Raw genomic sequence first — 13,669 nt, 5'->3', positions numbered from 1 at the left:
GTCAGTCCTCGGTGGGGGACGCCGCAGTCGCCTTCCTGGCCACGGCCTTCTTCGCCGTCGCCGACGCCGCCGTCTTCTTCGCGGCCGTCGTCTTCTTCGCCGCGGTCTTCTTGGCGGTCGCCGTCGTCTTCTTGGCGGCCGTCTTCTTCGTGGTCGTCGCCTTCTTCGCCGGGGCCTTCTTCGCCGTCTTCTTCTTGGCGGGTCCCTTGGCGCGCTTCTCGGCGAGGAGCTCGTAGCCGCGCTCCGGCGTGATGTCCTCGACGCTGTCATCGGTGCGCAGCGTCGCGTTCGTCTCGCCGTCGGTGACGTACGCGCCGAAGCGTCCGTCCTTGACGACGACCGGGGCACCGCTCACCGGGTCCGTGCCCAGCTCCTTCAGCGGCGGCTTGGCGGCGGCCCGCCCGCGCTGCTTCGGCTGGGCGTAGATCGCGAGGGCCTCTTCGAGCGTGATGTCGAAGAGCTGCTCCTCGGAGGTGAGCGAACGCGAGTCCGTGCCCTTCTTCAGGTACGGGCCGTAGCGGCCGTTCTGCGCGGTGATCTCGACACCTTCGGCGTCCTCACCGACGACCCGCGGCAGCGACATCAGCTTGAGCGCGTCGGCCAGCGTCACGGTGTCCAGCGACATCGACTTGAAGAGCGACGCGGTCCGCGGCTTCACCGCGTTCTTGCCGGTCTTCGGCGTGCCCTCGGGCAGCACCTCGGTGACGTACGGACCGTAGCGGCCGTCCTTCGCGATGATCTGGTTCCCGCTGACCGGGTCCGCACCGAGCTCGTAGTCACCGCTCGGCTTGGCGAGCAGCTCCTCCGCGTACTCGACGGACAGCTCGTCGGGCGCCAGGTCCTCCGGCACGTCCGCGCGCTGGTGGCCCTCGGCGTCCTTCTCCCCGCGCTCGATGTACGGGCCGTACCGCCCGACGCGGAGCGTGATGTCGTTGCCGACCGGGAAGGAGGAGATCTCCCGGGCGTCGATCGCGCCGAGATCGGTGACGAGCTCCTTCAGACCGCCGAGGTGGTCGCCGTCACCGTTGCCCGCGGCGGAGGCCGCGCCGCTGACGGTGTCGTCGCCCTCGCCGAAGTAGAAGCGCCTCAGCCACGGCACGGACTGGGCCTCGCCCCGCGCGATGCGGTCGAGGTCGTCCTCCATCCGCGCGGTGAAGTCGTAGTCGACGAGCCTGCCGAAGTGCTTCTCCAGCAGGTTGACCACGGCAAAGGAGAGGAACGACGGGACGAGCGCCGTGCCCTTCTTGAAGACATAGCCGCGGTCGAGGATGGTGCCGATGATCGAGGCGTACGTCGACGGGCGGCCGATCTCGCGCTCTTCCAGCTCCTTGACCAGCGAGGCCTCGGTGTAGCGGGCCGGCGGCTTGGTGGCGTGGCCGTCGGCGGAGATCTCGTCGGCGGACAGCGCGTCGCCCTGGGCGACCTGCGGCAGCCGCCGCTCACGGTCGTCGAGCTCGGCGTTCGGGTCGTCGGCGCCTTCGACGTACGCCTTCATGAAGCCGTGGAACGTGATCGTCTTGCCGGACGCGGAGAACTCGGCGTCCCGGCCGTCGCTCGACCGGCCGCCGATCTTCACGGTGACGGAGTTACCGACCGCGTCCTTCATCTGTGAGGCGACGGTCCGCTTCCAGATCAGCTCGTAGAGCCGGAACTGGTCGCCGGTCAGTCCGGTCTCGGCGGGCGTGCGGAAGCGGTCGCCGGAGGGGCGGATCGCCTCGTGCGCCTCCTGCGCGTTCTTGACCTTCCCGGCGTACGTACGCGGCTTGTCCGGCAGGTAGTCGGCCCCGTACAACTGCGTGACCTGCGCCCTTGCCGCGGAGACCGCGGTGTCGGAAAGGGTCGTGGAGTCGGTACGCATGTAGGTGATGAAGCCGTTCTCGTACAGCTTCTGCGCGACCTGCATGGTGGCCTTGGCCCCGAAGCCCAGCTTGCGGCTCGCCTCCTGCTGGAGGGTCGTCGTACGGAACGGGGCGTACGGGGAGCGGCGGTACGGCTTCGACTCGACGGACCGCACGGCGAACGCGGAGTCGGCGAGCGCGGCGGCCAGGGCCCGGGCGTTCGCCTCGTCCAGGTGCAGCACCTGGCCGGAGCCGGCCTTCAGCTGCCCGTCCGGACCGAAGTCGCGGCCCTGGGCGATCCGCCGGCCGTCGACCGCGCTGAGGCGGGCGGTCAGCGTCGACGGGTCGGACGCGTCACCGGTACGGCCGGTGCCGAACGTGCCGGTCAGGTCCCAGTACTCGGCGGAACGGAAGGCGATGCGCTCGCGCTCCCGCTCGACGACGAGGCGGGTGGCGACGGACTGGACGCGGCCGGCCGACAGCCGCGGCATGACCTTCTTCCACAGGACCGGCGAGACCTCGTATCCGTAGAGCCGGTCGAGGATGCGGCGGGTCTCCTGGGCGTCGACCATGCGCTGATTGAGCTCGCGCGGGTTGGCCACCGCCTCCCGGATCGCGTCCTTGGTGATCTCGTGGAAGACCATCCGGTGGACCGGGACCTTCGGCTTGAGCACTTCCTGCAGGTGCCACGCGATGGCTTCGCCCTCGCGGTCCTCATCGGTGGCGAGGAACAGTTCGTCGGACTCGGCCAGCAGCTGCTTGAGCTTCCTGACCTGCGCCTTCTTGTCCGCGTTGACGACATAGATGGGCTGGAAGTCATGCTCGACGTCGACGCCGAGCCGACGGACCTCGCCGGTGTACTCGTCGGGGACTTCTGCGGCGCCGTTCGGCAGGTCGCGGATGTGCCCGACGCTCGCCTCGACGACGTATCCGGGGCCGAGGTACCCCTTGATCGTCTTCGCCTTGGCAGGCGACTCGACGATGACGAGTCGGCGGCCGCCGTGTGCGGTCTCGCTGGTCGGGGACAACTTCGCTCTTCTCTCCGGTCGACACTCAGTGGGCATCCGGGCAGCGCGATGGCGCTGCCGACGGTGCTGTCGCTGCGGAGTGTGACGGTACAACCCGCCCCCGTGTCAAACGGCAAAAGCCCGCAACGGCCACTCGAACGGTAACCCGACTTCCGCCATTCCTGCCGCCCGGAGTGCCCGTTACGCAGTGCGTACGGCCGCTGCCTGCGGGTTTCGCAGCGCGGTGGCCGTGCTGCGGCCGCCGAGGGAGAGAAGCGGGGCGGCCGGGCGTGTTCGCGGGTCCCGGCGCGGTGGCCGCGCCGGGACGGCGGGCGGGGAGTGGATCAGATACGAGCGAAGCACCACACGCCGAGGACGAGGAAAAGTACGCCGAACAGAGTGGCGAGTGCGGCGGAGACGACGGGGCTCACTCCGTGTGCGACCGGCGCACGGTGTACGACGCGCGCCCCCGTCCATACCAGCAGCGCGGCCCCGAACAGCGCGAACGCCGTCCCGGCGAAGATCGCAGGTCCGCTCTCCATGTCCGTACGCCTCTCTGTCCCCGCCCGGCGCCGGGCCGATGCCCGCGTCGCGCCGCCTCGCTTCAGGGGGAGGCTGCCACGCACGGGCATCGCCGACACGAACCCCGGGTGAACTCCAGCCCTGCGGTCCGCGGCGCCGGCAGCCGGAGGCGGCAGCCGCCGCAAGCGGCCACCACCATGACTGGATTCACATCACGCCGAGCGCCGCGCGCCGGCGGCCGCCGTGTTCGAAGACCACCGGCGGGGCCACGGCGGGCACCCCTGATCCGGCCCTGCCGACGGTTGGGTGCCGAGCCGCCCCGTGTCGCGACCGCCTCCCGCGGACAACTGCCGTGCGGCCTCGGCAGCATGGGTCAGCGGCAGGACATCCCCGACGGCCCGCATCCACTCCGGCAGTGCCTCGCGCGGCACATTCGCCCCGGCGAGCAGAAGGGTACGGAACTCACCACGTCGGACGCCGGGAACACATCACGCAGACACAGGCCGAGCACCCCGGCGCAAGCCCGAGGGGGAAGCAGCCGGCCGCAGCGGCGGCGAGCACCGCACCGAGCCAACCGGAACCCGCAACCCCAGCCGAAGGCAGGCGGCGGCGAGCATGAAGGGGCTGGTGAGGACGCCGTTCAGCACATACGGCAGTGTGCGCCCGGACCGGAGCGGAGCCCGGGGAAGCGCGTCGATGTCTTCGGTCGCGAACGTCCGGGCGCAGATGAGGACTTCGTCCTCGACGAGGCGCCGCATGGCCGGTCAGTGCGGTTCCAGCGCGCCCTCCCCGTACGCGGCGTACACGTCCGCGAGTGCGGCGCAGGCCGCTTCGGGGCCGTCGAGATACGAGCAGAAGTGCGGATGGTCCGCCCGCTCCGGACAGCGCTCCCCGGCCCCGGCCCGTACGACGCCGGGCGGCGTGGTCCGGACGGTGTCCGGCCCCGACGGAGGATGCCCCGCCCCCGGAGGGGGCGGGACGTCACGTCAAGCCTGCCCCGCCGGCTCCAGGAACCCCTCTTCCACCAGCAGCCGGATCGCCTGCGGGGTGCGGTCGCGCAGGAGCACCGGGTCCTCGTTCATCAACTGGGCGATCGCGTCCAGGATCCGACCCGCGGGCAGTGACCCGTCACAGACGCCCGCGAAACCCGCGCCGACCGCATCGACCTTCGTCGCACGCCGCATACCGCGGTTCTGACGGAGCACCACATGCTCGGGGTCCTCCGCGCCGGGCAGCCCGACCTGCTCCTGCATCACCTCCGCGGCCAGCGTGAAGCGGTCGGCGAGCAGCGCCGCGTCGTCGTGGGTCCGCAGATAGTCCTGGCGGGCGAAGTGGGCCACCACGGCCGCTCCGAGCGGCTGCTCCACCGGATGAGGCCATTCCTCGATCACGACCGACGGATTCTCCACGGCCGATTCCGCCTTCCGCAGCGTGATCCAGCCGAACCCGACCCCCTTCGTCTTGCGGGCCTCGAACTCGTCCAGCCAGGCGTCGTAGCGCGCGGCGTACTGCGCGGGCTCCGTGCGGTGGTCGCCGCTGTCGCGCAGCCACAGCTCCGCGTACTGCGTGATGTCCTGCACCTCACGCTGGACGATCCAGGCGTCGCAGCCGCGCGGCACCCAGGAACGCAAGCGGTCCTGCCACTCCTCGCCCTCGACGTGCTGCCAGTTGGCGAGGAAGTGCGCATACCCGCCGTCGTTCAGCCGGTCGCCGGCCTGCTGCACCAGCGTCCGGCACAGGTCGTCGCCGCCCATGCCGCCGTCGCGGTAGGTGAGGCGGGCGCCCGGCGAGATGACGAACGGCGGGTTGGAGACGATCAGGTCGTAGGTCTCGGCGTCGACCGGCTCGAAGAGCGAGCCCTCGCGCAGATCGGCCGGGGCGGCACCGGACAGGGCGAGGGTCAGCCGGGTGAAGACGAGGGCACGGGGATTGAGGTCCGTGGCCGTGACCCGGGTGGCGTGCTGCGAGGCGTGCAGCGCCTGGATGCCGGAGCCCGTTCCGAGGTCGAGCGCGGAGGCGACCGGTGTACGCACGGTGATGCCGGCGAGTGTGGTCGACGCACCGCCGACGCCGAGGACCACCCCCTCCTCGTGCGAGCCGATACCGCTCGCGCCGCCGACCGCGCAGCCCAGGTCGGAGACGATGAACCAGTCCTGTCCCTCGGGGCCGCCGTACGGCCGCACGTCGACGGTGGCCCGTACCTCGTCGCCCTCCTGGACGACCCAGCCGTCCTCGATGCACTCGGCCAGTGGGAGCGCGGCACGGGCCGACTCGTACGCAACGGGACGCTGGAGGAGAAAGAGGCGCACCAGCGTGTCGAGCGGGGAGTCCCCCCGGGTGGCGCGGAGCGCCGGAACCGTCTCGCTGCGGGCGAGTGCGGCGTAGGCGGGCGCACCGAGCAGGTCGAGGAGCCCGTCGGCGGTGAAAGCGGCGGCAAGCAGGGCTTCGCGGAGCCGGGGCGAACGGTCGGGCGCGGGGAGACTGGTCGTACTCACCCGCCCATTGTGTCCGCTCCCGCTGACAACGGCACCGTCCCGGCCGCCACCTGAGCCGCCGGGACGGATCGTGCGGCTGCCGGTTACGACTTCTTGCTGGGCGAGGCGGACGGGGAAGCCGACTTCTCGGGCGCCTTCGAAGGCGCGATGCTCGGCGCGACGGAAGCCTTCGGCTTCTGGCAGCCCGGCTGCTTGGCCATCGCCTCGCCCACCTCGCCGGACTGAAGCTTCTTCAGCGCCTCGTCGCCGCTGGTACTGATCTTGTTCAGCTCGTCGGCGATGCCCTTCAGGCCGTCGGCGAACTTCGCCTGGTCCTTCGTGTTGAGCTCGTCGACCTTCTTCTGCAGCTCCGCGTACGCGGCCGAGGAGGCGTTGAGCTCCTTCACGGCCTCCTTCTGCGTGGTCTCACCGTCGTCGACCGGCGGTGCGCCCGCCGAGTCCACAGCAGCGCCCAGCGCCTTGTACGCCTGCGAGATCTGCTGGAAGGCGGCCGAGTCGGTCTTCTGGACATCGGCGGGCTTGCTGTTGTCCGCGGTCTGCTGCTGGATGGCGGCGTTGGCGTTCGCGATCTTCTGCAACTGGGGCTTGACCTGGTCACATACCTTCTTGGCCCAGTCGTTCACCTGGTTGTCACTGCTGTCGTCGCTGCAGCCCGACAGCGCGAGCACGAGTACCGCACCGCCGGACAGTGCGGCCGCAAGCTTCTTGTTCACCGGATCGGTCCCTTCCAAGGCTCTCGGCCCCGGAACTTACACGCCGGAAGACCTCCGTCCGGGTGTCGGTCGTCCGGAGAATGACCTTTTGCAGCCATTTGCACCAAGGGAAATGAGGGAGATGCCACTCCTGCGCGAACGGGTGAATGCACCGGCCCGATGCATGCACCGAAGAGGCAAAGGGGCGGACGGCGCATCAGGATGCGCCGTCCGCCCACTCTTTGATCAGCAGCTGCCGGGGAACCGACCGGCCGCTGCCCGGGTCCGGTCAGCCACTGTCTGCACGCAGCTGTGCGGCTCCCGGCGCCCGACTCACGAAACCGGCGCCGGATCGGTCGACTTGGCAGGCCTGTCGCCGTCCTCGTCGTCCTCGTCGTCGGAAGCGTCTTCGTCGCCCACGGCGATCCCACGCCGCTTGGAGACATAGACCGCGCCGACGATGACCGCAATGGCGAGCACCGCCACGACCGCCCGCACACCCGCGCTCGCGTCCGCCCCGTAGCTGAACTGCACCACTGCGGGGGCAATGAGCAGCGCCACCAGGTTCATCACCTTGAGCAGCGGGTTGATCGCCGGTCCGGCCGTGTCCTTGAACGGATCGCCGACCGTGTCGCCGATCACGGTCGCGGCGTGGGCATCACTTCCCTTGCCGCCGTAATGCCCGTCCTCGACAAGCTTCTTGGCGTTGTCCCAGGCGCCTCCGGAGTTGGCGAGGAAGACCGCCATCAGCGTGCCGGTACCGATCGCGCCCGCGAGATACGAACCGAGCGCCCCGACTCCGAGGGTGAAGCCGACCGCGATCGGCGCGAGCACCGCGAGCAGTCCGGGCGTGGCGAGCTCGCGCAGTGCGTCCTTGGTGCAGATGTCGACTACGCGTCCGTACTCCGGTTTCTCGGTGTAGTTCATGATCCCGGGGTGCTCGCTGAACTGCCGCCGCACCTCGTAGACGACGGCCCCGGCGGACCGGGACACCGCGTTGATGGCCAGACCGGAGAAGAGGAAGACGACCGCGGCGCCGAGGATCAGCCCCACCAGGTTGTTGGGCTGGGAGATGTCGAGGCTCAGTCCGAGCTCCCCGGCCCCGGCCCCGACGTCGTCGACCGCCGTGGCGATCGCGTCGCGGTACGAACCGAAGAGCGCCGACGCCGCGAGAACGGCGGTGGCGATGGCGATGCCCTTGGTGATCGCCTTGGTGGTGTTGCCGACGGCGTCCAGATCGGTGAGGACCTGGGCGCCGGCGCCGGTGACATCACCGGACATCTCGGCGATGCCCTGGGCGTTGTCGGAGACCGGACCGAAGGTGTCCATGGCCACGATGACCCCGACGGTGGTGAGCAGTCCGGTCCCGGCGAGCGCCACCGCGAAGAGCGCCAGCATGATCGACGTACCGCCGAGCAGGAACGCCCCGTAGACGCCGAGGCCGATCAGCAGCGCGGTGTAGACGGCGGACTCCAGACCGATGGAGATCCCGGCGAGCACGACGGTCGCCGGGCCGGTCAGCGAGGACTTGCCGATGTCCCGGACGGGACGCCGGTTCGTCTCGGTGAAGTAGCCGGTGAGCTGCTGGATCAGCGCGGCCAGCACGATGCCGATGGCGACGGCGACCAGGGCGAAGATCCGCGGGTCGCCGGCGTGCGAGGTGATGGCGCCGTCGGTGACGCCGTCCAGATCGGCGTACGAGGACGGCAGATAGACGAAGACGCCCACCGCCACCAGGACGAGCGAGATCACCGCGGAGATGAAGAAGCCGCGGTTGATGGCGGTCATCCCGCTGCGGTCGGCGCGCCGCGGGGCGACCGCGAAGATCCCGATCATCGCGGTGACCACGCCGATCGCCGGCACGATCAGCGGGAAGGCCAGTCCGGCGTCGCCGAAGGCGGCCTTGCCGAGGATGAGCGCGGCGACGAGCGTCACGGCGTACGACTCGAAGAGGTCGGCCGCCATGCCCGCGCAGTCGCCGACGTTGTCGCCCACGTTGTCGGCGATCGTGGCGGCGTTGCGCGGATCGTCCTCCGGGATGCCCTGCTCGACCTTGCCCACGAGGTCGGCGCCGACGTCCGCGGCCTTGGTGAAGATGCCACCCCCGACCCTCATGAACATGGCGATCAGCGCGGCACCGAGCCCGAAACCCTCCAGCACCTTGGGCGCGTCGGCTGCATAGACGAGCACCACGCAGGAGGCGCCGAGCAGCCCGAGCCCCACTGTGATCATGCCGACCACGCCGCCCGTGCGGAAAGCAATCTTCATCGCCCGGTGCGATACGGCGGTGAGATCCTTTTCCGGTTCGCCCGGCGCCGGAGTCGCTTCGCGGGCAGCGGCAGCCACCCGCACATTGCTGCGTACGGCGAGACGCATGCCGATGTATCCGGTGGCTGCCGAGAACAGGGCACCCACCAGGAAGAACACGGAACGTCCCGCACGCTGCGACCAGTTGTCGGCAGGCAGCAGCAGAAGCAGGAAGAAGACCACGACGGCAAAAATGCCTACGGTGCGCAACTGCCGGGCCAGATAGGCATTCGCGCCCTCTTGGACCGCTGCCGCGATCTCCTTCATACGGTCGGTGCCCTCACCGGCCGCCAGCACCTGACGTACCAGCAGCCTGGCGACGATCAGTGCGGCGACGGCCACGACGGCCACGGCGATCACGATGACGCGGTTGTCATCGGTGAGCACCGCAGCCGCGAGTGTGGTGGGCCGGTCGGAAAGTGCGGAAACTTCGGGCAGTTCTGCCAGTGGTGTGTTGAAGAACCCCGCCATACGTCCTCCTCGACGCTCAGCGCTCAAGACGTGGACGGATTGTAGGGAGCAGAACCTGATCAAAACAGTGCGCAGCAAAAGGTAATTGACCTTCACCGCCCGATCGGCAAATGATCGCGTTCTCGGATTCAGCCGAATGCAGTAAGGGGCCAGGCGCATTATCCGTAGATCATTGATCAAGCAGAAATGAAAAAGGCCCTGCTCAGCAGGGCCTCAAAGAATGGATCAGGTGATCGGGGCCGGGCGGGCCGGTACGGTCCGATACCCCGTCGCGCCTGTGGCGCCTCAGGAAACCGCAGGTGTGGGCGTCTTCGGCCAGCTCATCCGGATCACTCCGCCATCGGCCGCCGATCTGACTTCCACATCATCGACGAGACCGCTGATGACCGCGAGGCCCATCTCGTCCTCGCCGTCCGCGTCCGCCTCGGATTCCGGCTCGTCGCGCCCACCGCCGGGCGTGGCGCCGCGTGTCCCGGGCTCCGCATCGGATCCTGCTCCGCCCCCCGGGCCGGGCACCTCGTCGCCGACCTCGATGGAGAAGGACTTCTCCTCCTCGGTCAGGACGACCCGGATCGGAGCGGTGATCCCATGACTGCGGTGCAGCCCCACGGCACGGCTGCAGGCCTCACCGACGGCGAGTCGGACCTCGTCGAGCACTGCTTCGTCGACCCCGGCCCGGCGTGCCACGGCGGCTGCCACGAGGCGGGCCGTCCTGACGTGCTCGGGCTGGGCGCTGAAGCGGAGTTCAACGGTGGCCATGCGATCCCCCTCAGACATACGGGCGTGCATCTCAGGGGCCCGGGCGTGCCGCCCGGTACCCTGCTCTTCCTCCGGAAGCCGGTGGAGTACCGCCCCTCCGGCTCCGGCAGTCGGCAGCGTGCAGCCGACCGTCCGTCCGGTCCGGCCGCCGGGAGCCGATGGCCCGGCCCGGCGAACCGACGATTCAACGAACCGACGTTCCACCGAACCGGTTGACCACCGAACAGACTTTCTGTCCGGCTGTCCGCCGAACGGGCTGCCTGACTGCCGAACGGGCTGCCTGCCGGACCGGCCTTCGACCGATCCGGCCGCGGACCGACCTCAGTCGGTGGCCGCGACAGCCTCGTCGACCGTGGTGTGAATCGGGAACACCTTGGTCAGACCGGTGATCCGGAAGATCTTGAGAATGCGCTCCTGGTTGCAGACCAGGCGCAGCGAGCCCTCATGGGCTCGGACACGCTTCAGGCCGCCCACGAGCACGCCGAGGCCGGTGGAGTCGAGAAAGTCGACACCTTCCATGTCGACAACCAAGTGGTAGCTGCCGTCATTCACCAACTCGACCAACTGCTCGCGCAGCTTGGGCGCGGTATACACATCAATCTCGCCACCGACCTCGACGACCGTACGGTCGCCACCAGGGCCGGACACATTGCGAGTCGACAAGGACAGGTCCACGGATCCTCCAGCACCTTGCTATCGAGCGGTCGCCCCTCGGTCTCCCCGACGGAGCCAGGGGACGGATCGCCAGCCGCGATGGCATTCAATCACTTACCAGCAGCCATGCACGACGCCTTGGGACCATTGTCCGTCACGGCGGTGACACACTCGTTGCCGATGGCCAAGAATCACCGCCCCAGTCGACCACCCGAGAGCGGGGACTCCCGCCCCTCTCCCGCCATGGTCCTCCACCGGCTCGCCGCAGGCGCAAGCCGGTCCGCGCGCATCACTCATACGGAGCACTTGCCCCCGCGCACGGGAACCCATGCCATCTGGCCGGATCGCATCCGGCCAGAAGTGATCGCAGCCATCCGGAAAGCCGGAATCGACCACCCGTGGGCGCACCAGGCGGCCGCCGCAGAGCACGCAATGGACGGCGAGTCCGTCGTGATCGCCACCGGAACCGCCTCCGGCAAGTCGCTCGCCTACCTGGCCCCGGTCCTCAGCGTCCTGCTCGACGGCTCGGAGGCCCCCAACGGCCGTGGCACGACCGCCCTGTATCTCGCCCCCACCAAGGCCCTCGCCGCCGATCAGCGTCGTTCGGTGAAGGAGCTCGCGGCACCGCTCGCCAACGGGATCAGGCCCGCGGTCTACGACGGCGACACCCCGGTCGAGGAACGCGAGTGGGTACGCCAGTACGCCAACTACGTCCTGACCAACCCAGACATGCTGCACCGAGGGATCCTCCCGTCCCACCCCCGCTGGTCCTCCTTCCTGCGCGCCCTGCGCTTCGTCGTCATCGACGAGTGCCACACCTATCGCGGCGTGTTCGGCTCCCATGTCGCCCAGGTGGTACGTCGGCTGCGCCGCCTGTGCGCCCGCTACGGGGCCGATCCGGTCTTCCTGCTCGCCTCGGCCACCGCGGCGCAGCCCTCGGTCGCCGCGGGCCGGCTCACCGGCCTGCCGGTCAGGGAGGTCGCCGACGACGCCTCCCCCCGCGGCGAGATGGTCTTCGCCCTGTGGGAGCCGCCGCTGACCGAACTGCACGGCGAGAAGGGCGCCCCCGTACGCCGTACCGCCACCGCAGAGACCGCCGACCTGCTCACCGATCTGACCGTCCAGGGCGTCCGCTCCGTCGCCTTCGTGCGCTCCCGGCGCGGCGCCGAGCTCGTCTCCGTGATCGCCAAGGAACGTCTCGCCGAGGTGGACCGCTCGCTGCCCGCCCGGGTCGCCGCCTACCGCGGGGGATACCTCCCCGAGGAACGCCGCGCCCTGGAGCGCGCCCTGCACTCCGGCCGGCTGCTGGGCCTGGCCGCCACCACCGCCCTCGAGCTCGGCATCGACGTCTCGGGCCTGGATGCCGTCGTCATCGCCGGCTACCCCGGCACCAGGGCCTCCCTGTGGCAGCAGGCCGGCCGGGCCGGACGCGCCGGGCAGGGTGCCCTGGCCATCCTGGTGGCCCGCGACGACCCGCTGGACACCTTCCTCGTCCACCACCCCGAGGCACTGTTCCAGCAACCTGTGGAGTCGACCGTCCTCGACCCGGACAACCCGTACGTTCTCGCCCCCCATCTGTGCGCGGCCGCCGAGGAGCTTCCGCTCACCGAGACCGATCTGGAGCTGTTCGGGCCCGCCGTGGCCGAGCTGCTGCCGCAGCTGGAGGCCGCGAAGCTGCTGCGCAAGCGGGCGTCCGGCTGGCACTGGACCCGCCGCGAGCGGGCCGCCGACCTCACCGACATCCGAGGCGAGGGAGGCCGCCCGGTCCAGATCGTCGAGGAGGGAACCGGCCGGCTGCTGGGCACCGTCGACGAATCGGCCGCGCACACCGCCGTCCACGACGGAGCCGTCCACCTCCACCAGGGCCTGTCCTATCTGGTCCGGAAACTGGACCTGGAGGACTCGGTGGCCCTGGTCGAGCAGGCCGACCCGCCGTACTCGACGACCGCCCGCGACACCACCTCCATCGCCGTTCTGGAGACGGACACGGAGATCCCGTGGGGTGACGGGCGGCTCTGCTACGGCTCCGTGGAAGTCACCAACCAGGTCGTCTCCTTCCTGCGTCGCAAACTGATCACCGGCGAAGTCCTGGGCGAGACCAAACTGGACCTGCCGCCCCGTACGCTGCGCACCCGCGCCGTGTGGTGGACGGTCACCCAGGACCAGCTGGACGCCGCCCGCATCAACCCGGAGATCCTGGGCGGCGCCCTCCATGCCGCCGAGCACGCATCCATCGGGATGCTGCCGCTCTTCGCCACCTGCGACCGCTGGGACATCGGCGGCGTCTCCGTGCCTCTCCATCCGGACACCCTGCTGCCCACGGTCTTCGTGTACGACGGCCATCCCGGCGGAGCCGGATTCGCCGAGCGTGCCTTCCGCACCGCCCGAGGCTGGCTCACCGCCACCCGCCAGGCCATCGCGTCCTGCGAGTGCGAGGCGGGCTGCCCGTCCTGCATCCAGTCCCCCAAGTGCGGCAACGGCAACGATCCACTGCACAAACGAGGAGCCGTACGCCTCCTCGGCGAACTCCTCCGCTCCGCCCCGCCGGACCCGGGGGAGCCGGCGAACCCGACGGAACCGCAGCGATCCCCTACGGGCCCGGCAGCGCAGCGGCCCCCGGAGGGCCCGCCCGGGACCTGACCACCGGCGCGTAGGGCCCGAACCTCGCCCGGGCCGTCACATCGGCGATCTCCCCCTGCACAGCGCACCGCACCACCACCGCCCCCTGCGCCGTGGCCACCTCCTCGGCCGCCCGGCACGCCGCTGCCATCCCCTGCAACGCCCGGTCGGCCGCTGCCAGGGCCGCCAGGTCGGCCGCCCCGCCGGCCCGATGCCGGGCGGCCACCGCCTGTCCGAGCGCGAGTACGACCGCGAAGACCGCACACAGCGTCGCCGTGGTCATCGCCACCCAGACAGTCGCCACA

Annotated in this window: 9 protein-coding genes; 1 reads left to right on the top strand and 8 read right to left on the bottom strand. The window is 70.2% G+C overall.

The features are described 5' to 3' along the window. Position 1: 1 nt before the first annotated feature. From topA to OG878_RS22100, 7 genes are all read right to left on the bottom strand, one after another. Entirely contained in the window at positions 2-2,866 is a 2,865-nt protein-coding gene (gene topA, locus OG878_RS22130; protein ID WP_328888386.1) for a type I DNA topoisomerase, read from the bottom strand. Between the two features lie 323 nt (positions 2,867-3,189). Continuing rightward, positions 3,190-3,387 carry a hypothetical protein gene (locus OG878_RS22125; RefSeq protein ID WP_328888385.1) on the bottom strand — a complete coding sequence of 66 codons (198 nt, stop codon included), beginning with the start codon at positions 3,385-3,387 and terminating at the stop codon, positions 3,190-3,192. Positions 3,388-4,353: 966 nt separating this feature from the next. Beyond that, the gene (locus tag OG878_RS22120) at positions 4,354-5,862 is read right to left on the bottom strand and encodes a class I SAM-dependent methyltransferase (protein WP_328888384.1); all 1,509 of its coding nucleotides are present in this window, start codon (positions 5,860-5,862) and stop codon (positions 4,354-4,356) included. An 83-nt stretch (positions 5,863-5,945) separates the two neighbouring features. Continuing rightward, positions 5,946-6,575 carry a small secreted protein gene (locus tag OG878_RS22115; protein ID WP_328888383.1) on the bottom strand — a complete coding sequence of 210 codons (630 nt, stop codon included), beginning with the start codon at positions 6,573-6,575 and terminating at the stop codon, positions 5,946-5,948. Positions 6,576-6,887: 312 nt separating this feature from the next. After that, complete coding sequence (locus OG878_RS22110) at positions 6,888-9,332, bottom strand: sodium-translocating pyrophosphatase (RefSeq protein ID WP_328888382.1); 2,445 nt, start codon at positions 9,330-9,332, stop codon at positions 6,888-6,890. Positions 9,333-9,617: 285 nt separating this feature from the next. Then, positions 9,618-10,091, bottom strand: coding sequence for an ATP-binding protein (locus tag OG878_RS22105; protein WP_328888381.1), 474 nt, complete (start codon positions 10,089-10,091; stop codon positions 9,618-9,620). 321 nt (positions 10,092-10,412) lie between these two features. Beyond that, positions 10,413-10,766 carry an STAS domain-containing protein gene (locus OG878_RS22100; RefSeq protein ID WP_003967428.1) on the bottom strand — a complete coding sequence of 118 codons (354 nt, stop codon included), beginning with the start codon at positions 10,764-10,766 and terminating at the stop codon, positions 10,413-10,415. A gap of 78 nt (positions 10,767-10,844) precedes the next feature. On the opposite strand from OG878_RS22100, the gene OG878_RS22095 reads away from it, so the two are divergent. After that, positions 10,845-13,385, top strand: a complete 2,541-nt coding sequence (locus tag OG878_RS22095) for a DEAD/DEAH box helicase (protein WP_328888380.1) — start codon at positions 10,845-10,847, stop codon at positions 13,383-13,385. Here OG878_RS22095 and OG878_RS22090 read toward each other — a convergent pair. Continuing rightward, the gene (locus OG878_RS22090) at positions 13,336-13,668 is read right to left on the bottom strand and encodes an Rv3654c family TadE-like protein (RefSeq protein WP_443049144.1); all 333 of its coding nucleotides are present in this window, start codon (positions 13,666-13,668) and stop codon (positions 13,336-13,338) included. The two genes, OG878_RS22095 and OG878_RS22090, sit on opposite strands and share 50 nt — an antisense overlap. Position 13,669: the final 1 nt, after the last annotated feature.

The organism is Streptomyces sp. NBC_00316, assembly GCF_036158715.1.
Taxonomy (GTDB): domain Bacteria; phylum Actinomycetota; class Actinomycetes; order Streptomycetales; family Streptomycetaceae; genus Streptomyces.
This window is presented reverse-complemented; position numbering and strand designations above follow the sequence as displayed.

Coding starts and splice junctions, on each gene's coding strand:
- OG878_RS22110 (WP_328888382.1), bottom strand. CDS start 9,332: ATGGCGGGGTTCTTCAACACACCACTGGCAGAACTGCCCGAAGTTTCC.
- OG878_RS22125 (WP_328888385.1), bottom strand. CDS start 3,387: ATGGAGAGCGGACCTGCGATCTTCGCCGGGACGGCGTTCGCGCTGTTC.
- OG878_RS22095 (WP_328888380.1), top strand. CDS start 10,845: ATGGCATTCAATCACTTACCAGCAGCCATGCACGACGCCTTGGGACCA.
- OG878_RS22105 (WP_328888381.1), bottom strand. CDS start 10,091: ATGGCCACCGTTGAACTCCGCTTCAGCGCCCAGCCCGAGCACGTCAGG.